This window comes from Paenochrobactrum gallinarii, from assembly GCF_014205685.1.
GTDB classification, from domain to species: Bacteria; Pseudomonadota; Alphaproteobacteria; order Rhizobiales; family Rhizobiaceae; genus Paenochrobactrum; species Paenochrobactrum gallinarii.
The window spans coordinates 1-22,901 of the sequence record NZ_JACIIU010000008.1 but is presented as its reverse complement, the minus strand read 5'-3'; the positions used below and the strand labels follow the sequence as shown (position 1 = coordinate 22,901).

General features: G+C 49.0%; 22 protein-coding genes and 2 pseudogenes. 10 read left to right on the top strand and 14 right to left on the bottom strand.

All coding sequences use genetic code 11. The features are described 5' to 3' along the window. The first annotated feature begins 144 nt into the window (after window positions 1–144). From FHS77_RS09440 to FHS77_RS09420, 5 genes are all read left to right on the top strand, one after another. Window positions 145–1,077 (top strand): LysR family transcriptional regulator, encoded by a 933-nt coding sequence (locus FHS77_RS09440; RefSeq protein ID WP_184222697.1) that lies wholly within the window; start codon window positions 145–147, stop codon window positions 1,075–1,077. A 256-nt stretch (window positions 1,078–1,333) separates the two neighbouring features. Beyond that, the gene (locus FHS77_RS09435; RefSeq protein ID WP_184222694.1) at window positions 1,334–1,882 is read left to right on the top strand and encodes a 3-hydroxyanthranilate 3,4-dioxygenase; all 549 of its coding nucleotides are present in this window, start codon (window positions 1,334–1,336) and stop codon (window positions 1,880–1,882) included. Between the two features lie 228 nt (window positions 1,883–2,110). Next, a complete protein-coding gene (locus FHS77_RS09430) occupies window positions 2,111–2,389 on the top strand; it encodes a hypothetical protein (protein ID WP_184222692.1) in 279 nt (92 codons plus the stop codon). Between the two features lie 12 nt (window positions 2,390–2,401). Then, a complete protein-coding gene (locus FHS77_RS09425; RefSeq protein WP_184222690.1) occupies window positions 2,402–2,635 on the top strand; it encodes an HlyD family secretion protein in 234 nt (77 codons plus the stop codon). Between the two features lie 277 nt (window positions 2,636–2,912). Then, entirely contained in the window at window positions 2,913–3,401 is a 489-nt protein-coding gene (locus FHS77_RS09420; protein WP_343060993.1) for a 2-thiouracil desulfurase family protein, read from the top strand. Between the two features lie 71 nt (window positions 3,402–3,472). Here FHS77_RS09420 and kynU read toward each other — a convergent pair whose 3' ends face one another. The 5 genes and pseudogenes from kynU to FHS77_RS09395 form a co-directional block, all read right to left on the bottom strand. Then, window positions 3,473–4,720, bottom strand: coding sequence for a kynureninase (gene kynU, locus FHS77_RS09415; protein WP_184222686.1), 1,248 nt, complete (start codon window positions 4,718–4,720; stop codon window positions 3,473–3,475). A gap of 21 nt (window positions 4,721–4,741) precedes the next feature. Next, window positions 4,742–6,034: an MFS transporter gene (locus FHS77_RS09410; RefSeq protein WP_184222684.1), complete on the bottom strand. Its 1,293-nt coding sequence runs from the start codon at window positions 6,032–6,034 to the stop codon at window positions 4,742–4,744. A gap of 54 nt (window positions 6,035–6,088) precedes the next feature. Continuing rightward, window positions 6,089–7,297 carry an amidohydrolase gene (locus tag FHS77_RS09405; protein WP_184222682.1) on the bottom strand — a complete coding sequence of 403 codons (1,209 nt, stop codon included), beginning with the start codon at window positions 7,295–7,297 and terminating at the stop codon, window positions 6,089–6,091. Between the two features lie 64 nt (window positions 7,298–7,361). Then, a complete protein-coding gene (locus FHS77_RS09400) occupies window positions 7,362–7,820 on the bottom strand; it encodes a MarR family winged helix-turn-helix transcriptional regulator (protein WP_184222680.1) in 459 nt (152 codons plus the stop codon). A 315-nt stretch (window positions 7,821–8,135) separates the two neighbouring features. Continuing rightward, window positions 8,136–8,637: pseudogene (locus FHS77_RS09395) on the bottom strand (IS6 family transposase); the annotation flags it as partial. A gap of 266 nt (window positions 8,638–8,903) precedes the next feature. Between FHS77_RS09395 and FHS77_RS09390 the strand changes: the two are divergent. The 3 genes and pseudogenes from FHS77_RS09390 to FHS77_RS09380 form a co-directional block, all read left to right on the top strand. Continuing rightward, window positions 8,904–9,207: pseudogene (locus tag FHS77_RS09390) on the top strand (hypothetical protein); the annotation flags it as partial. A 37-nt stretch (window positions 9,208–9,244) separates the two neighbouring features. Continuing rightward, entirely contained in the window at window positions 9,245–9,625 is a 381-nt protein-coding gene (locus tag FHS77_RS09385; RefSeq protein ID WP_184222676.1) for a hypothetical protein, read from the top strand. Between the two features lie 75 nt (window positions 9,626–9,700). Continuing rightward, window positions 9,701–11,158 (top strand): multicopper oxidase family protein, encoded by a 1,458-nt coding sequence (locus tag FHS77_RS09380; RefSeq protein ID WP_184222674.1) that lies wholly within the window; start codon window positions 9,701–9,703, stop codon window positions 11,156–11,158. Between the two features lie 50 nt (window positions 11,159–11,208). Here the strand turns inward: FHS77_RS09380 and FHS77_RS09375 are convergent, their stop codons facing one another. From FHS77_RS09375 to FHS77_RS09340, 8 genes are all read right to left on the bottom strand, one after another. After that, window positions 11,209–12,822: an ABC-F family ATP-binding cassette domain-containing protein gene (locus FHS77_RS09375; protein ID WP_184222671.1), complete on the bottom strand. Its 1,614-nt coding sequence runs from the start codon at window positions 12,820–12,822 to the stop codon at window positions 11,209–11,211. 481 nt (window positions 12,823–13,303) lie between these two features. Beyond that, window positions 13,304–14,473 (bottom strand): pyridoxal phosphate-dependent aminotransferase, encoded by a 1,170-nt coding sequence (locus FHS77_RS09370; RefSeq protein ID WP_184222669.1) that lies wholly within the window; start codon window positions 14,471–14,473, stop codon window positions 13,304–13,306. Window positions 14,474–14,570: 97 nt separating this feature from the next. After that, complete coding sequence (locus FHS77_RS09365) at window positions 14,571–15,860, bottom strand: ABC transporter substrate-binding protein (protein WP_246431283.1); 1,290 nt, start codon at window positions 15,858–15,860, stop codon at window positions 14,571–14,573. Window positions 15,861–15,913: 53 nt separating this feature from the next. Next, on the bottom strand, window positions 15,914–17,200 hold the full coding sequence (locus FHS77_RS09360; protein ID WP_184222667.1) for an NAD(P)/FAD-dependent oxidoreductase: 1,287 nt from the start codon (window positions 17,198–17,200) through the stop codon (window positions 15,914–15,916). Window positions 17,201–17,208: 8 nt separating this feature from the next. Continuing rightward, window positions 17,209–18,153 carry a branched-chain amino acid ABC transporter permease gene (locus FHS77_RS09355; RefSeq protein ID WP_184222665.1) on the bottom strand — a complete coding sequence of 315 codons (945 nt, stop codon included), beginning with the start codon at window positions 18,151–18,153 and terminating at the stop codon, window positions 17,209–17,211. Further along, on the bottom strand, window positions 18,150–19,055 hold the full coding sequence (locus tag FHS77_RS09350) for a branched-chain amino acid ABC transporter permease (protein WP_184222663.1): 906 nt from the start codon (window positions 19,053–19,055) through the stop codon (window positions 18,150–18,152). Before FHS77_RS09350 ends, FHS77_RS09355 begins: the two co-directional genes overlap by 4 nt. Next, window positions 19,055–19,801: an ABC transporter ATP-binding protein gene (locus tag FHS77_RS09345; RefSeq protein ID WP_210307089.1), complete on the bottom strand. Its 747-nt coding sequence runs from the start codon at window positions 19,799–19,801 to the stop codon at window positions 19,055–19,057. The genes FHS77_RS09350 and FHS77_RS09345 overlap by 1 nt, the downstream gene beginning before the upstream one ends. Further along, window positions 19,798–20,607, bottom strand: a complete 810-nt coding sequence (locus tag FHS77_RS09340; protein WP_184222661.1) for an ABC transporter ATP-binding protein — start codon at window positions 20,605–20,607, stop codon at window positions 19,798–19,800. The genes FHS77_RS09345 and FHS77_RS09340 overlap by 4 nt, the downstream gene beginning before the upstream one ends. A gap of 83 nt (window positions 20,608–20,690) precedes the next feature. Between FHS77_RS09340 and FHS77_RS09335 the strand changes: the two genes are divergently transcribed. Beyond that, a complete protein-coding gene (locus FHS77_RS09335; RefSeq protein WP_184222659.1) occupies window positions 20,691–21,080 on the top strand; it encodes a RidA family protein in 390 nt (129 codons plus the stop codon). 79 nt (window positions 21,081–21,159) lie between these two features. On the opposite strand, the gene FHS77_RS09330 is transcribed toward FHS77_RS09335, so the two are convergent. Then, on the bottom strand, window positions 21,160–21,834 hold the full coding sequence (locus FHS77_RS09330) for a GntR family transcriptional regulator (RefSeq protein WP_210307088.1): 675 nt from the start codon (window positions 21,832–21,834) through the stop codon (window positions 21,160–21,162). Between the two features lie 182 nt (window positions 21,835–22,016). Between FHS77_RS09330 and FHS77_RS09325 the strand changes: the two genes are divergently transcribed. Continuing rightward, window positions 22,017–22,829, top strand: a complete 813-nt coding sequence (locus tag FHS77_RS09325) for an aminotransferase class V-fold PLP-dependent enzyme (RefSeq protein WP_184222657.1) — start codon at window positions 22,017–22,019, stop codon at window positions 22,827–22,829. Window positions 22,830–22,901: the final 72 nt, after the last annotated feature.

The following is a 22,901-nucleotide window of genomic DNA, read 5'->3' as shown; positions in this document are numbered from 1 at the left end:
CTGGAACCTTGCTTTTCTGGCGCAGCCAGCATTGATAATTGGGAAAAATTTTGTTTATGAGCGCAACATTGCATTGCCTTGTTTATTCATCCAGAATGAATTATCGTATTAATTAATAAGTAATTTATATAAATGGGAAGATAGATGCGCATTGCACTCAAGCAGATTGAGGCCTTTCTGGCTGTCGCCGAGCATAAAAGTTTTTCTGCGGCGGCACGTCATATGGGTGTTGCGCAACCAGCTCTTTCAATCATGATCCGCGAGATGGAAAGTGAGCTCGGTGTGCGGATGTTTGACCGCACCACGCGCCGTGTTGAGCTTACCCAAGCGGGTGAGGAATTTCGTGCATCCTCTTCCAAAGTGATGGAAGATCTCGGCCATGCTATTCAAAATACCCGTGATCTCGCTGCCCGAAAACGCGGGCGTATTCGTATTGCAGCCTCCCCTTTATTGTCTTCAGCCATTGTGCCTTTTGCGATTGCGGCTTTTCATAAAGACTATCCGGGTATCAATATTGAAGTGCTGGATGCACCCAATCAGGATATCCGTGAAGAGGTGGTTGCCAATAATGCTGATTGCGGGTTGGGCACCTTCTCAGCGCATGAGGAAGGCATAGAACGCACCGTTTTGATGCGGGATAATTTAGGTTTGTTTATGCCGGCCGACCATCCTTTGGCTGGCAATGCTTTTGTGCGTTGGGATGACCTGCCGCAGTGGCCGTTAATTGCGATGTCACGCAATAGCGGTATCCGGCGCTTGATGGAATTGGGCGCCGAACAAGCGTCTCAAATACTGCACCCGAAGTTTGAGGCGTCTATGGTGACCACTGCCTTGGCATTTGTTGCGGCAGGTTTAGGCGTGGCAGTTTTGCCAACTTATGCAATGTCGCGCGCTGATCAATATAATCTGGTATCGCGCCCCTTGGTTGACCCGACAGTGTCGCGTGATTTATGCCTGATCCGTGCCACCGGAAAATCCTTATCTCCGGCCGTGAGCAGTTTTATCACGGTGCTGCGCAATCATTTACAAGGCATGTTGCTGAGTAATGATCATCGAAATAAAATTCAAGATTTATAACTTTATCTTATTAATTGATAGGAATTTTCATTCTTGCAATATAATTGCTTAAGGGATGAAATCACCATCATAGAGGCTTTGCGTCGCGGTGATGCCAACTCATGAGCAGCAGGGCGCGATGGCTGGTTGTTTCTTCAGCCGGTGAGGAGCCGTTTTGCCTGATGTAGGCTGTAAATTAGTGCGCCTTTAATATGCGGCATGGGTAAAGCGGAGCAGGAGGCCAAGCGCAGATGCGCACAATTCGGGGAGTTGAGCTATGGGAAAATTGAGCGCCTTCAATTTGCAAAAATGGATTGATGAGCATCAGCATTTGCTGAAGCCGCCAGTTGGCAATCAGCAGATCTGGAAAGATGCCGATCTGATGGTAACCATTGTCGGTGGTCCGAACCGCCGCACCGATTACCACGATGATCCGGTGGAGGAGTTTTTCTACCAGCTGAAAGGCGACATGCTGCTAAAACTGCATGATACGTCCAGCGGCGAGTTTTATGATGTGCCCATCCGTGAAGGCGATATTTTCCTTCTGCCGCCACATATCCGCCATTCACCGCAGCGCCCGCAGGAAGGTTCCATCGGTCTGGTGATCGAACCTGCCCGCCCTGAAGGTTTGCTCGATGCAGTGGAGTGGTATTGCTTTGAATGTTCCACACGCGTTCATCGTGCCGAGGTTGATCTTGAATCCATTGTCGATGATCTGCCGCCTATTTATGCTGAATTTTATGCAGATGAAAAACTGCGTACTTGCCCGAAATGCGGCACTATCCATCCGGGCAAGTTTCCGCCTGAAGGCTGGGTAAAGCTCTAATGAAGATTAAACGGCACTGGCTTTAATAACCGGTGCCGTTTTATTTGTATTAAGAAAACAATTTTCCAACGCGCATTATGCCTTTTAGCAGCCTCGCGATTGCTTGGGATTTTGAGCGTTATTTTTATCTGTTTTAATCATACCAGCATTGTTTCGACGGTCTCTGCGCGTAATCTGCACGGTTTTTGGTTCTCAGCAGGCATCGTTAGCGCTTCCGCGCTTCATTTTTTGAAGGTATTGAACCATGAGGTTGTTCTTTCGCCTCTCGCTTGTTTCTTATGCTTTGTATTTGGTGTGAATGCGGCGCTTGCCAATGAAGAGCAAGACGAACCCCACACTGCTAAAACCGTCACGACAGTTACCGTTGAACGGCTCAAGACGGATTTAACTTTGCCGTTTAATGGCTTGTTTGTGCCGCGCGAAGAAGTGGCTGTTGGCACATCATTAAGCGATGAGCGTATTGTAAATGTTGTTGCAGAAGTTGGTGGTCATGTTGCAAAACGATAGGTGCTCGATCGCTTGAATACTGCAAAGCTTGACCATAATTTACGTGAAAATGAAGGCCGTGTGGTGCGAGCGTGGGCCGCGGTTGTGCAGCAACAGGCAAGCTTCAGACAGACTGAAGCCAATTTTGCCCGGGCACAGTGCTTAATAGGGTCACGCACAATCAGCACACAAGACTTGGATAAACGTCGATCCGCACTGGATGTGGCGCGTCAGGGCATGACAGTTGCAGTGGCAGAATTTATTTAAGCAGAAGCGCAATTGGCGGAAGTAAAATCAGAGCGCGCTAAAGCGGGGTTGCTTTTTCGACTTTCATGATAATTTTGCCTGCAAATAAAAAGTTCAGGCAAAATCTTTAGCCAATAGATGTGGCTTGAGCAATTTTTCATAAGGAATTGTTGTGCGAAAATCAAATTCGCCTTAAAAGTAATATGCTCAATAATAGTGGAATGTGGATAAACTGACTATTGTATATTGACGATAATTGATGGCTTTTTACTGGAAAATTTTGAACAGAATGGTTGTTATCCGTGAAAAAATCCTTATCAGTGCTTGCCTGCTGGGGCAGCCGGTACGCTATAATGGCAAAGCCAAAACATTGCATCATGCTTTGCTTGACCAATGGCAGACAGAAGGGCGTGTTGTTTCGGTTTGTCCGGAGTTGAAAGGCGGGTTTAGTGTGCCGCGATTACCGGCCGAAATTGGTGCCGCACAAACAGGTGAAGCGGTGCTAGCAGGTGATGCGAAAGTTGTTGCGTTGGACGGTGAAGATGTGACGGCTCTTTTTATCAAAGGGGCGCAAATAGCGCTTGATGTCGCAAAAGCCAATCATTGCCGCTTTGCATTACTGATTGATGGTAGCCCGTCTTGCGGCAGCGCTTTTATTTATGATGGTAGTTTCGGCAATCAAAAACATGTCGGCAATGGTGTGACGGCCGCACTATTGCGCCAAAACGGCATTGAAGTTTTTGCTGATCACCAGATCGAATTATTACAGAAGCGATTGCTGAGTTAAAAATATGATAAAACTTTGAATAAACGGGGTTTGTCGCGGCGAGTGCAGCCGCGACAAGTGTTTTATTCAAATCATGTGACGGCGTTTTTCGAGGCAAAGCGCGGCTCTTTCCAGCGCTCGGTGCTCAGTACATCGCGTAGCACTTCAACCGCATTCCAGACATCTTCAAAGCTGATATAAAGTGGGGTGAAACCGAAACGCAACACATCCGGCGCACGGAAATCACCAACAACACCATCGGCAATCAGCGCTTGCATGACTTCATAAGCATGCGGATGGGTGAAGCCCACTTGCGAGCCACGTTCTTCATGCTTGCGCGGGGTAATGAGTTGCAGGCCAAAATTTTTGCAACGCTCTTCAACCAAATTGATGAAAAGATCGGTCAGCGCGAGGCTTTTGCTGCGCAAATCTGCCATGTTGACGCCTTGCCATGCTTCCAATGCACCATTTAGGGATTGCATGGAAAGAATTGGCTGCGTCCCACAGAGAAAGCGGGCAATGGCTGGCGCTGCTTCATATTGCTGCTCAAAAGCAAAGGGACGCGCATGTCCCCACCAGCCGGAAAGCGGCTGGCGTGCTTGTGCCTGATGGCGTTGTGCAACATAGATGAAAGCAGGTGCGCCGGGGCCGCCATTAATATATTTATAGGTGCAGCCAACAGCAAAATCGGCATTGCAATCATCAAGCTGCACATCCAGTGCACCGGCGCTGTGGCATAAGTCCCAGACGACCAGTGCGCCTGCAGCCTGAATGCGGGCAGTCATTGCTTTCATGTCATGCAAATAGCCGCTGCGATAATTGACATGGTTTAACAAAACCACGCCGACATCGGGAGAAAGCAGCTCTTCGATTGTATCGCCGTCAACACCTTGCAATTTCAGGCTCAGTTGTGGCTGGCTGGCGACAAAACCTTCCGCAATATAAAGATCGGTCGGGAAGCTTGCGCCCTCCGCGACAATCACTTTACGATCCGGGCGCAGGCTTGCTGCAGCGCTTAAAGCCTTGAAAATATTAATCGATGTGCTGTCGCAAACTGCGATTTGTCCTTTATCTGCACCGACAAGAGCGCCTACCTGATCGCCAAGCTTCAAAGGCAGTTCAAACCAACCGGCACTGTTCCAGCTGCGGATGAGGTCTTGTCCCCATTCAGCATGTGCCGCATGTTCCAGTGCGGCAAGGGCTGATTTCGGTGCAGGTCCCAAGGAGTTACCATCCAGATAAATCATATTCTCAGGAATAGTAAAGCGCTCGCGAAATTGGCGTAAACCATCATTGGCATCCCAATCCCGTACTGCTTTCAGTGTTACATCTTGCGACATAAGCTGTCTCCTGTTTTCAAATTAGCGCAAGCCGAGGCGGCGTATATAGATGACGGTAATAAAGCTCAAAGCACTGCCGAAAGCCAGATAAATTGCCGGTGCCAGATTGGAACCGGTGGCATTGATCATCCATGCAATGATGAATGGTGCAAATCCGCCAAAAATAGTTACGGCAAAGCTGTAGCTCATTGAAAGACCCGCGCCGCGGGAACGGGTAGGAAAAAGCTCAGACATCAGGGCTGCGAGCGGACCCGAATAGCCGGTAAGTGCCAAAGCCAGAGCGCCAAGCAAAATATGGAAAGCCAAAACTGACACATGGCTGTCGAGATAGGCAAAGCCGGGAATAATACCAACGGCAATGATCAGCGAAGCGGCAAGCATTGTTGGCGTGCGGCCGATACGGTCGGAAAGAGCACCAAAAATTGGTGTCATAAGCAGTTGGATACAACCCATCAGCAATGTGCCGGTGAACCCGTAAACGGGTTCAAGGTGCAATTGGCGCACGGCATAAGAAGGCAGGAACAGCAGCGTGTAAGAGGTTACGGTCAGCAAGATAACCAGACCGAAAGAAAGCAGAAGTTTTTGACGCTCGGCCACAACAGTCTGGCCTAGGCTGCTGGTGTCGCCTTGTTTGGCAACAGCGGCAAATTCTTCAGATTCATGCATCTGGCGACGGATATAAATCGCAACAGGGCCAATTAGCAGGCCAAAGAAAAACGGCAATCTCCAGCCCCAGCTTTCCAATTGTTCCGGTGTCAGGCCGCTGTTTAAATAAACACCGAAAGCCGATGCAAGCAAAGTGACAAGACCCTGCGAGGCAAACTGCCAGCTGGCATAGAAGCCGCGTTTTTTAGGGTTGAGTTCAGCCAGAAATGCTGTTGCCGAACCAAATTCACCACCGGCAGAAAAACCTTGCGCAAGGCGAGCCAGCACCACCATGATGGAGCCCAAAACACCGGCTTGTGTAAAGGTTGGTGCCACTGCAATGGCAAATGTGCCGAGCATCATCATCCAGATGGAAAGTGACAGCGCTTTTTTGCGCCCCACACGGTCGGCATAAGCCCCAAGCACCACAGCGCCCAGCGGGCGCATGACAAAAGCCACGCCAAAGGTGGCAAAGGTGAGCATCAGTGAATAAAATTCATTGACGGCCGGAAAAAACAGTTTGGCAATGGTGGCTGCCAAAAAGCCGTAAACGGCAAGATCAAACCATTCGAGCGCATTACCGATCGAGATGGCGAAAATCATTTTTGCATTATTTTTACGCGGCGCCGGTTGTCCGGCACTTGCGCCATCTTGTTGTGTCACGGCCATAATTCAAGTCCCCCTTGTAGCAGGATTTTAAGCCTCATCCGTTCTTCGCGGCTTTCAGCTGTTTTCTTTTGTCATCTGTAATGCGAGCCGGGCGATTTGCGCATAAAGCGCCACACCGGCTGGTAAAATCTGATTGTTGAAATCATAATACGGATGATGAAGGCCGTAATCCCCACCTTGACCGAGCCAGAAATAACACCCTGGCACTTCCTGCAACATGAAGGAAAAATCCTCACTGGTCATGGCAGGACGCAGGCCATTTTCAGCGCTTGCTACTGCTAGCCCCAAGTCATTTGCAGCTTTGACAACCAATTCGGCCGACGCCATATCGCTGATGGTGGGTGGGTAATATTCCTGAATATTGACCTTGGCGTCAGCACCCCAGCTTTGCGCGATGCCTTTAATCAGTGCAGGCATTTCCGTTTCGATGATTTTTGCGGCAACCGCATCAAAAAGACGAATAGTGCCGTCAAAGCGCACTTCATCAGGAATAACATTATTGGCTTCGCCGCCGGTAATGCGGGTGATCGAAAGCACTGCGGGATTAAATGGCGGCAAGCGGCGCGCCATGAATGATTGCATCTGATTGAGAATTTGCACGGCAATGTTGAGCTGGTCAGTGCAGGCATAAGGGGTTGCGCCATGCCCGCCGGTGCCGGTGACAGAGACTTCCACCGTGTAGCCACCAGCCATAATAGGGCCGTTTAAAACGCCCACTGTGCCTGCCGGTAGTTCCGGCCAGTTATGCAAAGAGAAAACCCGTTGCATCGGAAAACGGGTAAGCATCCGGTCTTCAATCATGCGTTTGGCACCAGCGCCACCTTCTTCTGCGGGCTGGAAAATAAAACGGACAGTGCCGTCGAAATCGCGATTCTCGCTCAAATAAGCTGCAAGGCCGAGCAGAATAGTCATGTGGCCATCATGGCCGCAAGCATGTTTGACGCCCTGATTGCGCGAGCGATGGGCAAAATCATTTGGCTCGGTAATGGGAAGTGCATCAAGCTCGGTGCGGAAGCCAACAATGGCGCTGTCTTCACCGGATTTTGTTGCAGTACCGCGCAGCGTGGCCACAATGCCGGTGTTGCCGATGCCGCTTTCAAACGGAATATCGAGTGCCTTTAAGGCATCTATGACAAAAGCCGCAGTTTCTGTTTCTTTATAGGCAAGTTCGGGATATTGGTGCAGATAATGGCGGATCGCTTCCAGCGATTGATTGCGGATGTTAAGGCGCTTAAATGGCGCGAGATGATCTGAACTCTGCATAAAATACCTCTCTCAAAATTACTTAACGCGGTTAAGTAATTTCTACAAGAGCGGGATTTCATTTTTACTCAGTGTAACTTCCGACGTGACGCAGCAGACGGAAAAGCTCTTTTTTCTCTGTCTCAGACAGACCATTCATAAGTTTACGGTCTTTTTCATTGGAGAGATCTTTCATCCGCTCGGCTTGTTCAAGGCCGCTTGGTGTGATTTGATATTGTGTGATGCGCTTATCATAATCCGGACGACTTTGGGTGACGTAGCCTTTTTGTCGTAAGGCATTGACCAATCGTTGTGTTGCGGGCATTTCCACGCCAACAGCTGTGGTTATCTCCTGCAAAGAGCGGTTTGGGTTATAGGCTATAATCATCAATGTGGTGATTTCGGCACGGGTAAAGCCATTGGCTGCCAAAACAGGCAAAACCTGCCGGTCAGATGCGCGGGCAGCAATACGCAGTAAATAACCAAGAATTTCAGGCAGTTCGCCTAAATCCATTTCGGGGGCAGGTTTTATTGGCCGTGTCATTCAATCTGCTCTTACTGTTTGCTTGCATCTTTATGCAGCCTATCGGGTACTGATGATACTGGCAATGATAACCAGTGCAATGCCAGTTAATTGAACTACTGTGAGTGTTTGGCCTAAATAATAAAGCCGATACTAGCACCAAGCGCTGGCTCAAGGCTCAATAAAATGCCGAAAGATGACGTTTTCATCCGGCGCAGAGCGAAAAATTCATTCGCGACAGCCATGCCGAGCAGGGCACCGTAACCTTAACTTGCACACATATACAGTTTGGAATTTGTGTTTTTGTTATGCAGATTTCAGGCATGTGATTTCACGTCACATATTGATGGTGTCTTTACGCAGATCGCAGTGATCAGGTGAGGTGAGATGGTTGCGTGGGAAGTAGTGAAGATTGTTGATCGGGTCATGGATCGAGCAGAAACGATGTAAATGTTGTACTGATTTGAACCGGTTCATGACCCGCTTTCGCCTGCATATCGGCTGATGGGAGTTCTCGGCCCGATTGTTCAAGCCCTCATGCTGACGGTGATTACGTGCTGTCAGGCCAATCTCCCGATTAGCAGCACCATATGAACCAAGCTTATCGGTCACCATCACTCGCGGTGATGCGCCCTCGCTTGACAATAATTTGCGAATGTAACACTTGGCGGCCTTGATATCACAACGTTTTTGCACAAGGACTTCGAGCACAAAGCCATCTTGATCAACGGCGCAACAGAATATGTCGCTCGACCTTGATGGTGATAACAACCTCATCCAAGTGCCACTGATCACCAAGGCGCGGTGTGCTGCGACGGATTTTATTAGCATAGGTCTTTCGACACTAAGGCACTGGCTTTCCCGCAACCGTGACGCGGGTATGAATGTTCCTGGCCACCGCGAGTCCCAAGAAGATATGGCGGCAGAGCTTAAGCGACTTCGCCGTGAAATGAGATTTTGCGCCAAGAGTGAGATATTTGGAACAAGGCGACAGCTTTTTTTCGTCAGGGAGGCAAGTCGGTGAAGTTTCACTTTATCGATCAGGCGTGCGTTAAGAATTCCCCGTATCTCACCTTTGTTATCTCATGGGTGTTAGCCAAAGCGGCTATTTTGCGTGGCGGCGAACGCCCTGAGCCAGCCCTCTGGGTATACTCCATCATTGGTGCTGCAACGGTTGCAGGTTTTGCACTATATGGCAGCGCTGCCGGTAATGATGGTAAGGTTTATTTTCTGGTATCGCGGCCTTGTGCTTGGTGGCATTGCCCGTGTCGGACAATTGCAGCTTTTGCAACCATTTTTCGGCTTTCTTCAGGCAGGTATTTTTCTCCATGAGCCGATTGCATGGACGATGGTTGGCTCTGCTGTCAGCGTGGTTTTATGCGTGGCAGGTGCAAAACGCTTTGCCTGAATGACAATAATTTAATTTTTCAAAGATAGACAAAAACATGGTGAAGCCCTATCTCTTCACCATGTTTCGTTTTTTACTGATCCTCTTTTCGGTACTTTCATTGAGCGCCATGTCGGTGATGACACAGGCGCATGAAAGCCGAATGGTGACTATGAGTGAGAGTGACCATTCTGCCCAAATGGCTAAAACGGAACATATGTCTTCATCAATGACTTATTGCGTTGAAGACAATATTTGCAAGAATGATAGCTCTGTTTGCGATCTGATTTGTTTCGGAACAGGTGGCTTTTTGGTAAATTTGCATGCGGAATTACCTGTTTTCCACGTAGAAAAACAATATTTGCCGCGTTTGGAAGCGGCACTTATTGCCAGTCAGCCACCGCTGCACGAGCGCCCGCCCATATCATTTTCCCTTTGAAAAACGACCGGTATTTACCGGTTATCTATCAATGAGATTATGATAACGGAGCGTGAGGCTCCGAGGGTGAATTTTATGAAAAACCTATCCCGACGCGGCTTTTTAGCCGGTGGCGCTGCTATGCTTGCAGCCACACAATTGCCTTTCAGTGCTTTTGCGCAAAATAATAATGTTTTGAAACTTTCTGCCAGCAGCCGCACACTTGATATTAATGGTCGTGCTGCCACCGTTTATGGGCTGCAAGGGCCATCCGGCCAAGGGCTTATTCTTGAACCGGAGCAACATTTCCGTGTCGATTTGACCAATCATCTTGATGTGGAAACGCTTATTCACTGGCATGGTCAAATTCCGCCTAATGAGCAGGATGGTGTGCCGGACATGCCAATGCCGATGCTTAAACCAGGGGAAATGCGTAGCTATGATTTTGCCCCGCAACCTGGCACGCACTGGATGCACAGCCATGTGCCGATGCAGGAAATGCAGCTCTTAGCTGCTCCGCTGATTGTTCGCCGCAAAGAAGATGTGACAGCAGACCGGCAGGAGGTTGTGATGTTCCTGCATGATTTGTCCTTCAAAACGCCGCAGGAAGTGATGGCGGAAATTCATACTGGCCATGGCGGGGGCGGTGGTCATGGCTCTATGGCGTCGATGCAAGGTATGAACCATGGCAGTGCCGGTATGGGAAATATGGGGCATATGATGGGCATGAATATGGAGATGGATCTCAATGATTATGATTGGGACGCCTATCTGGCCAATGATCGTACATTGCATGACCCTGAAATTGTGCAGGTTGAAAAACGCGGGCACGTGCGTCTGCGCATTATCAATGCGTCTTCAGCCACGACATTTTGGATTGATACAGGTTTGGTAACGGCACGCCTTGTCGCCACTGACGGGCATGACATTCAGCCTGTTGCAGGTAAACGCTTTGGCCTTTCCATGGGGCAACGCCTTGATATTGAATTGGATTTACCTGCTGAAACCGGTGCATGGCCGATTTTGGCACTGCGTGAAGGGGCGCGTGAGCAAACCGGTATTATTTTGGCCAGTGCCGGAGCAGAAATTGCAAAAATTGCAACGGATGCTTCTGAGGATGCACCTGCCTTCGATATTGATCTTTCACAGGAGATACAATTATCAGCCATCAATGGTGTCGGGCAAAGACAAGCGCAGACAACGCATATGGTTATGCTCGGCGGCTCGATGGATCCTTATGTCTGGACAATCGATAATGCTGTTTGGGGCAAGCATAAGCCGCTTCATGCAAAACATGGCGAACGGGTTGAGTTGATGTTCCACAATATGTCGATGATGGGGCATCCGATGCATCTGCATGGACATACATTCCAAGTAGTTGGCATCAATGCGCGCCGTCTTAATGGTGCCCGACGCGACACGGTTTATGTGCCGCCCATGTCGATGGTGACAGTTGCGCTGGATGCGGGGGAAGCAGCTAGCTGGATGCTGCACTGCCATCACATGCCACATCTGGAAACCGGCATGATGACCGAATTTATTGTTGATGCTTAAGGTGTGATTATTTCAAGGCCGGAACTCTCTCCGGCCTTGAAGCTTTCGTTTTAAACCTGCTCGAATTGCCAGCCTTGATTGGTTGCAATTAATCGGTTTGTCAGGCCGATATTATCCATGAACCTGTCATCATGAGACACGACAACAAGAGCGCCTTGATAGCTTCTCAGCATCGCTTCCAAGGCATTGAGCGATGGTAAATCAAGATGGTTGCTTGGCTCATCCAGCATCAGTAATTGAGCCGGAGGATCAGCATAAAGCACGCAAGCGAGAGCGGCTTTCAAGCCTTCTCCACCACTGAGCGTTCCGCTGGCAACGGTGATCTTCGACAGATCCAGTCCTAATTGCGCCAAACGCATACGCAGATCACCTTCCGGCATAACAGGATTTGCCAAACGTATCTGCTCAAGCACCGTTTGCTCGGGATCGAGATTGGATAATTGCTGATCGAGATAAACGCCTTCAGTAAACATTTTGCATGTTCCGCTTAAAGGCTGTAGCTGGCCGCTTAATATTTTAAGCAAAGTGGATTTACCATAGCCATTTGGCCCAACTAGTCCTAAACGTTGCTGGCCGGTTAAGCTTATACTGACAAAGCGTGTTGCACCACTGACAAACGGAAGTTCCACATTGTCCAATTCGGCAATGCGCTTGTGCGAAATATTACTGACGGGCAATTGGTGCAAAGCAATTTCGGTATTCTCTTCCAATTGTTGCTCTGCTTCAAAGACGCGTTGTGACAGCAATTCACGTGCTGCACTTTGTTGCTGTTGGAGTTTTCCAGCTGATCCCTCACTGCGATTTTTTTGACGGCCAAGCAAAATTTTTGCCTGATTGGCTTGTTTGGCTGTGCGGTTGCCGCTCGCTTGTCGCTTTTCCAGCTTTTCACGTTGGTCACGTAAATTTTGTTCTTCACGACGACGTTCGGCTTTTAAATGATCCAGTTGTTTGATTGCGCCTTCGCGTTCCTGTTGTTTGCTTTGTTCATAGAAAGAATAATTGCCGCCATAGCTGCGCAAGCCCAGTGATGAAAGTTCAACTATACGTTCCATCGCATCCAGCAATTGCCGGTCGTGACTGATAACCAAAAGTCCGCGTGGCCAGCGTTTTAACTGCTCAATCAATGCGATGCGATTTGGCCGGTCAAGGTGGTTGGTGGGTTCATCAAGGATGAGAAAATCAGTGTTGGACAATAAAGCGCCGATCAATGTCACACGCATGGCTTCACCACCGCTTAAACGGTTGGCTGGTGTCATTGCATCAAGATGGCCAAGACCGTTGCGCTCCAGTTCGGTTTGCAATTGCTGCTCAATGTCCCAGCGATCACCCAAGGCATCAAAATCAGCAATTTCTGTGCTGCCAGCTTCGATACGTTTGAGCGCATCCAGAGTGGATTGCATACCCGCCAGTCCGGCAAGTGTTGCATTATCTGGCTGAGCGATTTGCTGCGCCAGATAATGTACCGCACCAGAACGCTGACAATGGCCGGTTGTTGGCTGTAACGCGCCGCTTAAAATTCGGGCAAGCACAGTTTTTCCGGCACCATTGCGCCCGACCATACCTGTCGGCCGGTGGTCAAACTGCTCGTTGAGATCATGAAAAAGCGTTGTGCCATCAGGCAACACATAAGAAACGCCTTCAAGCGTCAGATAATGATGTGTCATCTGGTATCCTAAGAGGTAATTTTGAAAATGAAATCAGCTCAGGCAAAAACCTTCCGCATGGCAGAAAGAGTGTAACCGGTGCTGAATTTTGTGATGTTTCAGGAGAGCTCCCTGAAAGAAACACGTCTAGTGTTCAGTAATTTCCATTTTTCAAAATCCTCATAGCGCAATCATGACGAGGGTCTGACGGTTTGGGCGTGGATTATACGCTTTAGGTGAAAGCAGATCATGGAGAAAGCGTGAAATCAGAGAATTAAACCGCAGACATGAAGAAAATCACGAATTATCAGGCCGCATAGGCGGTTGATTTTAACTCATGATATCTACGGTTTTTACAGCATTAATCTATCCGATTTTGTTTCGCTTGAACACATCTTTAAACGATGCTTCGTCTAATATAGGTGATCTTATTAAGAAAATACAGAGGTAAAATATACGGCTCAAGCTGAGCCATATATTTTACTATGTGTAAATAAGCTAATCAGCGCGCATTGAAGAAACTCGTCAGGCGATCCATCGCTTCGTCAAGGCGTTCGATGCTTTCAGAGCCAAAGCAGATGCGTAAGTGGCTTTCACCTTGTGGCCCATAGAAACTGCCGGCCTCAACCACCACTTTGGTTTCTTCCAGAATTTTATCGGCGGCTTCTTGCGCTGACATGCCTGTCGCAGAAATATCCGGAAAAGCATAGATTGTGCCTTCCGGCAATTCGCAGGTAATGCCGGGCATCTGGTTCAGACGGCGTACCACAAGGTTGCGCTTTTCTTTATCGTCATCAACCATGTCTTGTAAAATATTGGCAGGGCCAGTGATGGCGGCGAGTGCGCCATGTTGAATAAATGTATTGACGTGCGTGACTTCCGAAGCGGTAACTTTTACCAATGCCGAAATGAGTGATTTGTCAGCAAAGAGATAGCCTAACCGCCATCCATCCATTGCATAAGCTTTCGTGAAAGCAAAAAGTGAAATTGTGCGTTCACGCATACCGGGCAAGGCCGCAATGCTGATATGTTCAGCACCGTCAAAAACGATTTCTTCGTAAACTTCATCAGATACAACAGTTAAATCATATTGAATGGCAAGATCGGCAATGATCTGCAACTCTTCGCGTGAATAGACGCGTCCTGTCGGGTTGACCGGATTGACGATGACGATCATGCGGGTTGCTTTGGTGATTTTCGCTTCAATCGGCGCGCGTTCGATGCGAAAGCCTTGTTCTTTATTCAATTCAGCAAAGACGGGTTTCGCACCGGCCATTTCAATTTTACCGAGATGCTGCGGATAAAAAGGTTCCAGCAAAATGGCTTCGTCACCTTCATCAAGCAATGTCATAAAGGAAGAAAAGGAAGCCTGCGTCAAACCATTGGTGACAATGATCTCTGATGGATCGGCATCTATCTTGTTATAATGACGTAGTTTTTCTGCAAGAGCTTGGCGCAGCTCAGGAATACCTTGCAGGTCGCTATAATGGACATGTCCGTCACGCAAAGCCTGAATTGTTGCCTGTTTGATATGATCAGGCGTGTCATGAAAGGGGCGACCTAATTCCAGATGAATTAAATCGGCACCTTTCGCGGCTAAAGCTGCGGCTTTAGCGTACATGCCGTAATTTTTCTTGGATGTCTGGGTGATACGACGTGCTAAGCGGGCCATAATAAATCCTGTTTATCGTTACGGCAGTCAAAAGTTGAGAGGATGCCGTTTGTTTGTTATGAGGCAGGCGCTTTTGCGCCTGCCATGTCTGTTTGACTTATTCTTTGTCGACGGTTGCCAGCAGATCGGAGACGCGCTGATTATCCCATTTGTCGAGGGTGGAGAGCTTGCCGTCTTTGACACCCCAAATCAGATAAGGGCCGGTTACATCGCCGTTGGCATCAAAGCTGATTGGTCCGGTTGCGCCATAATAGCGGATTGGCTTGCCTTGTTTGATCAGGTCTTTGGCCTTGGCAAAGCCGGCCGCACCCGGATAGACGGCCTCACCTTCGCCACCGGTTACAACGCGCACGGCATCACGGATGGCGGTGCCATCAGCTTTGCCACTTTGCTCCATGGCTAAAAGCGCAACAGCAGCAGCGTCATATATGGTGTGGAGACCGGGGCCATTTGGCTCGGAACCGTATTTTTCTTTCCATGAGGCATTAAATGCTTCAACGGATTCACCTTCAATCTGCGCATTATCAATGCCGGCAGCATTTTGCAGATATTGCGCCCCAACAGCGTTGACAAACTCATCGGCGCGCAGCGCATTGCTCAACAGCAGATTTTGTGTGCCGCCATAAGAAATCCACTCGCGGGCAGCGGTTGCGCCATCTGCCGGAAATGCGATAAGGAAGAGTGCGTCCGGTTCACCGGCAAGGGCAGAATTGACCTCTGCACGGTAAGATGCCTGCTCCTGATTATAAGGTGTCACGCCGGAAACCTTGCCGCCCATTTTTTCAAAAGCAAGTTTGAATTGTTTGCTTAAAGAAACGCCATAATCTGAATTGACGTGAATAATGGCAACATTTTTATAACCACGCTCTTTGGCAATACTGGCCATGACGATTGCTTGCGGACGGTCTGTTGGCAGAGTACGGAACCAATAACCATTGGTGCCGCCTTCTTTGGCAAGTTCTGTGAAAATAGGCGCACTGGCGCAGCAGGAAATTTGAGTGACCTTGCTCGGCACCGTGACGGATGTAAGAATTGGCAGCGATACACCGGACTGAATGGCACCTAAAATAACGGGTACTTTTTCAATTTCAACGAGGGTTTTGGCTGCATCAACGCCGACGTTTGGCGAGCCCTGATCATCGCGCAGGATGAATTTTACTTTACAGTCATTGACCCCGCCAGCTTCGTTGAAGTGGTCGATGGCTAGTTGTGCGGCATCGCCGATCGATTTCCCGATTGCGGCCATCGAACCGGTAATGGACAAAACCGAGCCTACGGAAATTTCGCAAGATTTGTTTGCTTGTGCTTGGGCAGACATATTGCCCAAGCACAAAGCGGTAGACAATAGACCGATTGTTACGGCTGTTTTGATGATTGTTTTTTTCATTGCTCTTCCCCTTTATGAGCTTGTTTGAAGCTTCATTATTGTTGTGGTTGGTATTAGTTTTTAGATTTGAGCCAGTCCTTTAGTTTTGCTTGTGCCAGTACAAAAGATGGCGCGGCTTTTGCCAGCGGACGCAGCCTTACAGGCTTTGCGGCCATCAACGGCACCGGTAATTGATCGGTCGGACAAGTGCCAAGAATTGCATCGGCTAATGTTTCACCGAGCATGGTTGTCATGGCGACACCACGGCCGTTACAACTGGTGGCGCCGAAAAATCCATTTCCGAATTGATAAATATGTGGCAGGTAGTCGGTGGTGATTGCAGCCGTGCCGCGCCAGATAAATTCAACTTCCGGCACTTCGCTCAATTGTAATTCATGGCTTAAACGACTGACGATTGCATGGCTCATGCGCTTTTCTGCATGAAAAGGCAGTAGTGCCATGCCGCCGGAAATCAATCGGTTATCCTGATCAAGCCGGTAGGTAAAAATATTGGTGCGACTGTCGGATACCGGTTCACGCATGGGTGAAAAACGCTGCACGATATTTTGTGGCAGTGGTTTGGTTGCCATTTGATAAACATGTAGCGGGATGATTGTACGCCCGACTTGATGGGCGGCACCCTTCTCGAAAGCATTGGTGCACATCAATACTGATTGAGCCGTGACTGAGCTATTCGGAGTATCGATCAGCCACTTGTCCTGATGTTTCTCAACTGAGAGAACTGAGCTTTTTTCATAAATTTGTGCACCAAAACTTTGTGCGCGTTTGGCCAAAACATGCACATAGGCGAGCGGGTTGATCATTCCGCCGGAATTGTCACGCAGTGCGCCGTGATAAAGCTGAATGCCGGTACGCTCAATTGTCTGTTCGGCATTGAGCCATTCAACCGGCTGCCCCAGAGATTGCCATCGGGTGACACGTTGCTTAAGCGCTTGTGCCATTTCCGCTGAATGGGCAGGTTGCAGCCAGCCATTTTGCTCAGCCTCACGGGTGAGGCCGCCAAGGCGTGCCAGTTCAAATACACGATCCGCCCCGCGCCCGACCATTTGCAACAGCGCTTTGCCGCGTTTGTCACCGAGTTTGTCTATGACGTAATCCGGTGATGCCTTGGAAAAATTGGGCACCACAAAGCCGGCATTGCGCCCGCTTGCACCAAAGCCGATTGTGTGTGCTTCCAAGACGATCACTGAGCGTCCGGCTTCGCTTAATTTTCCGGCAGCTGCAAGACCGGTAAACCCGCCGCCGATAATGACCACATCCGTTTGGATGAGATCGTTTAATACCGGGTATTGTGTTTGTTGCGGCGTTGTTGCGTGCCAGAGCGTGGGAGGATTAATCATTGCTGCGCTCACTTAATATGTTTGGAAACAGCATCCACTTCGCCGATCAGGCCGCGTGGACGAAACAGCAAAGTGAGGATGATCAGCAGGCCGATCAGGATAGTTTGGATCGCGCCGCCCTGTGATTGATATTGCACAGGCAAGAATGAGCTGATGGCAATGCCGCTCATACTCCAAAGACCCCAGACACCAACGGCACCAACAATTGCGCCTAAATTATTGCCACTGCCACCGACAATGAGCATCGCCCAGATTTGGAAGGTCAGGATCGGTAGGAAATCCAGCGGACTGACAAAACCGATAAAGCCGACATATAGGCCACCGGCAAAGCCGATTAATGTGCAGCCAAGCACAAAAACTTGCAGGCGAATGTTGGTTGGGTTTTTACCAAGAGAAGCAGCTGCACGTTCATCTTCACGCACACCTTTGAGCAAACGTCCCCATGGAGATTGCAGCGCGGCCTGCAAACCGAGATAGATGATAAGCGTGATGCAAGCGACAAGCCCGAGATAGAAAAGATTGTAATTATTGGGCGTATCGAAATAGTTGAAGAATGGGCGTGGCAGGCCAACCAGCCCTTGTGCGCCACCGGTCAGACTATCAAAATTGAGGGCAACAAGCTGAATACTGATGGCAATGCCGAAAGTGGCAATGGCTAAATATTCCTCGCGCAACCTTAATGTTGCAAGGCCGACGATCAGCGCAGCAATGGCAGCCAATGCGGCACCGCCTAAAACACCAATCGGGAAAGGCAGGCCAAAACCACCAATCAGATAAGAACGGTCAGGGCCGATGAGAATGGCGGTTCCATAGGCACCGATAGCAAAAAAGCCGACAACGCCCGCATTGAAAAGCCCGGTATAGCCCCATTGCAGATTAAGCCCCATCACGACGATGGAATAGGTCAGCGCCATAATGAGAAAGAAAACCAGATAAGCCGCAAAACCACTCATTTTGCACCTCCGATGGTGCCGCCGAACAGGCCGGACGGGCGAATATAAAGAACAGCGATCAGGATCAGAAACGGCACTGCCATTTTGTAACTGGCCGGAATGATGAAAACGGACAAGGATTCAGCAAGACCGACGATCAATCCACCAATGACGGCACCAAAAACATTGCCGACACCGCCAAGAATGGCCGCAGCAAATAAAGGCAGAATGAGGTGGAAGCCGATCTCTGGGCGCAGTTGCACAGTGAGCCCATAAAGCACACCGGCAATGGCTGCTAAAGATGCTCCGATAACCCATGTCCAGCGCACGATGTTTTTCGTGTTCAGGCCGTTAATGCGTGCCAGTTCCGGATTTTCTGCCAATGCGCGCATGGACAGGCCAAGGCGTGTTTTTTGCAGAAAAAAATGCAGTGCGATGACGACAACAATTGTCAGCGCCAATGTAAATAACTGGTCAGGCATAATGCGCATACCCGGAGCAACCGGAATGGCAATTTGCAGACTTGAGGAGAAATATTGCGCACTGCCGCCAAAGAGCAGCAGAATAATCATCCGCACCAGCAAAGAAACACCAAATGAACTGAAGACGAGGGTCATTTGGGATGCGGATTTACGCAGTGGCCGATAGACCAGATGATCAATTAATAAGGCAAGCGCGGACGTGGCAATGGCTGCGAAAACCATTGCAAGCAGCAAGGGAATGCCAAAGGAAAAGGGAGCAACAGGCCCTGCAAAAACGCCTGTTAGCGCGAGAAATCCGAGCGCCATATAAGCGCCCCATGTGATCAATTCCGCATGAGCAAAATTGGCAAAGCGTAAAATGCCCATTGTCAATGTCAGGCCGATCGCACCGAGTGCAATGATCGAGCCTGTTAGAATACCATCTACAAGTGCTTGCAACATCAGCTTTTTCTCCCACCCTTACCCAGATAAATCGCGGTGACCTCCTCATTGGCTGCAAGATCTGCGGATTTTCCGTCGATACGGTTTTTGCCATCAGCCAGCACATAGGTTCGATCACCGATGGCAAGGGCTGCTTTGACATTTTGCTCAACCATTAAAATTGTGACGCCGGAGGCGACCAGCTTTTGCAGGCGCGTAAAAACATCATTGACCATCAAGGGAGAAAGACCGGCACTCGGCTCATCCAGAATGAGTAAATCCGGTGAAGTAAGTAGGGCTCGTGCCACAGCAAGCATCTGGCGCTGGCCACCGGATAAGACGCCGGCTTTACTGTTCTTATGTTTCATCAGATCAGGAAAATCTGCATAAGCCTTTGCAATTTGGTGTGCAGCTTCGGCTTTCGGCAAGTCTGATGCGCCAAGCCGCAAATTTTCATCAATGGTCAGCGAGGTGAAAACATTGGCTGTTTGCGGAACATAAGCAATGGCTGCTGAAGCCATATTGTGGGTTTCAATATTGGTGATGTTTTTGCCATTCACCAAAACTTCGCCTGATGTGATATTGACCACACCGGCAATGGCTTTAATGAAAGTGGATTTTCCGGCACCATTCGGGCCGATAATGGTAACGAACTCGCCTTTGTTAACATAGGCAGAGGCGCCTTGCACAATTGGCAAGTCAGGGTGATAACCGGCAAAGATATTGTTTACTTGCAAGACGGGTGTGTGCACAGATTGATTGCTCATAGCGGCGCACCTCCCAGATAGGCTTCGATAACAGCCGGATTTGCAATCACATCATCCGGTGCGCCTTCCGTGATGACGCGACCTGCGGCCATCACCACTACTTTGTCACACAGCGACATGATGAAATCGATATTATGTTCGATGATAAGAAAGGTGATGCCGCGTTTATTCAGCTCGACAATTTTTTCGACAATGACATCCAAAAGTGCCGGATTAACACCTGCGCCTGGTTCATCAAGCAGAATGGTTTTTGGATCAGCCATCAAGGCGCGGGCTAACTCCACCAGTTTTTGCTGGCCGCCGGAAATGGAACCTGCCAATTGTTTTTCAACTTTGGACAGGCCACAAAATTCCACAATCGCGCGGGCTTTTTCCAGATTGGCCTTTTCTTGTGCCGCCACTTTTGCAGGGCGTAACCAACTGTTCCAAAATTTTTCACCTTGCTGACTTGCAGGCACGAACATTGCATTTTCAAGCACTGTCATGCGTGCAAAAGGGCGCGGGATTTGAAACGTGCGTACCAATCCTTGATGAAAAACCTCATAAGTGGGTTTGGAATCAATGCGCGTATCATCCAAATGAATTTCACCGCTATCGACTGATAAATCGCCTGCGACAGCATTGAATAAGGTGGTTTTCCCCGCGCCATTGGGGCCGATCAGCCCTGTGATTTTCCCTGCATCGGCAGTGAAATTTACACCGTCCAACGCTTTGATGCCGCTGAAAGCGCGGGCAACATTTTTAATTTTTAACTCTCCCGCACTTGTCGCTCTCCCCGACCTGTGCGGCTCCGTGTCAACGGCCATTGTTTGTTTCCCCGTGTGCTTATTGACTAACAAAGCTAATCATGATCATTTGATCAAATCAAGATGCTGAAGGATTAAAAAATATGAGTGCAGAACGTTGGACCATTAATTCCGGCTCAAAATTCGAAGAAATGGCCGGTTATTCACGCGCAGTTATCGATGGTCGCTGGGTGTTTGTTTCAGGTACTGCCGGTTATAATTTTGAAGATGGCAGCATCTCGGATGATCCGGCGGAGCAGACACGTCAAAGCCTGCGCACCATTGCGAATGCGCTGGTGCAGGCCGGTTCATCACTTGCCGATATTGTTAGGGTGCGGGTTTTTATTAAAAAGCGTGAAGACGTGATGGCAGTGTCTAAGGTCCTGGGCGAGACTTTTTCTGATCCGCGTCCGACAAATACCACCATTATTTGCGGTTTCGCGACGGAAGAAATGCTGGTCGAGCTGGAAGTAACCGCTTTAAAGCGAGCTTAAAAAAAGCAAAATACCAGTTTCAGAATAGTAAAATAGCCGCATGCTTATGGGAGCATACGGCCATATTTGGGTTGCGTGTTTATTCAGGGCACAATGTGCGCAACACCTCTTGCGTTGCTTCAATATCGGCAATCATGGCAGCTTTGGCGCGTGCCGCATCTCTGTCACGCAAGGCTTGCAAGATTGTTTGATGGTGGCCGGAAGGCTCGGCCACACCTGCTTTAATCAGTGGGGCGCTATGCGTTGATAAAACTCGCATATAAGGCCCGAAGCGCAGCCACAGGGTTTCAATCAACTGGATCAAAACTTCGGAACCGGAAGCCCGATAGATGGTAAAATGAAACTCCTGATTCTTACCGATCAAGGTGTAGACATCTTTTTCGCGGCCGATGGTTTGTTGCTCGCTCACAATATTTTGCAAAGTAGTAAGATCGTCTTGCGTTAAAAGCGGAACAGCTAATTCAGTCGCCATGGCTTCTAATGTCACACGCGCACGGCATAAATCATCAAGCCTTGCTTTGGTAACAACCGGCACGCGGGCTGATCCGCCGGACGAAATTTCTAAAGCGTTTTCAGCGGCTAAGCGGCGCAATGCTTCGCGCACCGGCATATTGCTGGTGCCGAAAGTTTCGGCCAGCGAAGCAATGGTCAGTGTCTGATCCGGATCGAATTGTGCATTCATCAATGCTTGTCTTAACTGCTGGTAGACGCTGTCCTGAATGGTCGTGCGGGACAAAACCGGTCCGAATTTCATTTTCACTAGGCGTTCCTTTTTATTTTTCTAACGCTTGGTCAGAGCCGAGACATCAGCAGTCACTGACGATGCAATACGAATATCACGGGTTAATCAAGCGTGACAACTTGGGAAGTTGCGAGTCACAGTTGACGCTTCTTATAATTAATGATCATATGATCACAAAATAAAAGAGGGAACAAATGTCCGGTTATTTTCTCTATCATTCGATAGGCACTTTTGCTGGTAAAGCGGAACTGATGAGCAAAGCTCTTTCAGAATTTGCAAGCATTTGGGCCGCGGAAAATGACGGGCAATGGCCGGCAGCTTTACAAAAACGCCAGCAATTTATTGATATGTGGTGCCAATTGATTGACGCTCCGGCGGGCTCACTGACAACGGCTGAAAATGTCACGACCGCTTTATATAGTCTGATCGGTAGTTTACCGCGCAAAACACTTGCAGGAAAACGCGTGTTGATTGCTGGTGATTGCTTCCCGAGCTTGCACTTCATGCTGGCTGGTATCTCTGAGCGCTTTGGTTTTACACTTGAAACTGTGCCGTTGCGCGCGGGTGAAACTTGGGTGCGTGATGATGATATGATCGCGCATTGGCAAGAAGATGTGGCGCTTGCCTTGCTGACATTTGTGACCTCAACATCATCCTATCGTACTGATTTACAGCGCTTAACTGAACACGGTCATCGAATGGGGACGATTGTCGGAGCAGATATTACGCAAGGGGTTGGTGTTGCACCTTTCAGCATCGCGGATACGCAGATCGACTTTGTTGTCTCAACATCGCTAAAATGGCTTTGCGGCACATCGGGCGCTGGTATTTTGCAGGTGAAGCCTGAACTTTTGACAAATTGTGCGCCGGAACTACGTGGCTGGTTTAGTCAGGAAAATCCATTTTCATGGGATCTGGATCAGTTTTCCTATGCCGCGGATATACGTCGTTTTGATCATGGAACGCCAGCTATTTTAGCCTCTATTGCATATGTGGAACGGCCCTGATAGCAAGGTATTTCTGCGTTAGTGCCCCATGGGACGGTGCAGTCATATGTCCGGCCTATTAACGCGGCTTTA

What these genes read in the sequence shown, in the direction of transcription:
- FHS77_RS09440 (WP_184222697.1), top strand. Translation starts at nt 145, where the DNA reads ATGCGCATTGCACTCAAGCAGATTGAGGCCTTTCTGGCTGTCGCCGAG.
- FHS77_RS09435 (WP_184222694.1), top strand. Translation starts at nt 1,334, where the DNA reads ATGGGAAAATTGAGCGCCTTCAATTTGCAAAAATGGATTGATGAGCAT.
- kynU (WP_184222686.1), bottom strand. Translation starts at nt 4,720, where the DNA reads ATGTCGCAAGATGTAACACTGAAAGCAGTACGGGATTGGGATGCCAAT.
- FHS77_RS09410 (WP_184222684.1), bottom strand. Translation starts at nt 6,034, where the DNA reads ATGGCCGTGACACAACAAGATGGCGCAAGTGCCGGACAACCGGCGCCG.
- FHS77_RS09405 (WP_184222682.1), bottom strand. Translation starts at nt 7,297, where the DNA reads ATGCAGAGTTCAGATCATCTCGCGCCATTTAAGCGCCTTAACATCCGC.
- FHS77_RS09400 (WP_184222680.1), bottom strand. Translation starts at nt 7,820, where the DNA reads ATGACACGGCCAATAAAACCTGCCCCCGAAATGGATTTAGGCGAACTG.
- FHS77_RS09385 (WP_184222676.1), top strand. Translation starts at nt 9,245, where the DNA reads ATGGTGAAGCCCTATCTCTTCACCATGTTTCGTTTTTTACTGATCCTC.
- FHS77_RS09380 (WP_184222674.1), top strand. Translation starts at nt 9,701, where the DNA reads ATGAAAAACCTATCCCGACGCGGCTTTTTAGCCGGTGGCGCTGCTATG.
- FHS77_RS09375 (WP_184222671.1), bottom strand. Translation starts at nt 12,822, where the DNA reads ATGACACATCATTATCTGACGCTTGAAGGCGTTTCTTATGTGTTGCCT.
- FHS77_RS09370 (WP_184222669.1), bottom strand. Translation starts at nt 14,473, where the DNA reads ATGGCCCGCTTAGCACGTCGTATCACCCAGACATCCAAGAAAAATTAC.
- FHS77_RS09365 (WP_246431283.1), bottom strand. Translation starts at nt 15,860, where the DNA reads ATGAAAAAAACAATCATCAAAACAGCCGTAACAATCGGTCTATTGTCT.
- FHS77_RS09360 (WP_184222667.1), bottom strand. Translation starts at nt 17,200, where the DNA reads ATGATTAATCCTCCCACGCTCTGGCACGCAACAACGCCGCAACAAACA.
- FHS77_RS09355 (WP_184222665.1), bottom strand. Translation starts at nt 18,153, where the DNA reads ATGAGTGGTTTTGCGGCTTATCTGGTTTTCTTTCTCATTATGGCGCTG.
- FHS77_RS09350 (WP_184222663.1), bottom strand. Translation starts at nt 19,055, where the DNA reads ATGTTGCAAGCACTTGTAGATGGTATTCTAACAGGCTCGATCATTGCA.
- FHS77_RS09345 (WP_210307089.1), bottom strand. Translation starts at nt 19,801, where the DNA reads ATGAGCAATCAATCTGTGCACACACCCGTCTTGCAAGTAAACAATATC.
- FHS77_RS09340 (WP_184222661.1), bottom strand. Translation starts at nt 20,607, where the DNA reads ATGGCCGTTGACACGGAGCCGCACAGGTCGGGGAGAGCGACAAGTGCG.
- FHS77_RS09335 (WP_184222659.1), top strand. Translation starts at nt 20,691, where the DNA reads ATGAGTGCAGAACGTTGGACCATTAATTCCGGCTCAAAATTCGAAGAA.
- FHS77_RS09330 (WP_210307088.1), bottom strand. Translation starts at nt 21,834, where the DNA reads ATGAAATTCGGACCGGTTTTGTCCCGCACGACCATTCAGGACAGCGTC.
- FHS77_RS09325 (WP_184222657.1), top strand. Translation starts at nt 22,017, where the DNA reads ATGTCCGGTTATTTTCTCTATCATTCGATAGGCACTTTTGCTGGTAAA.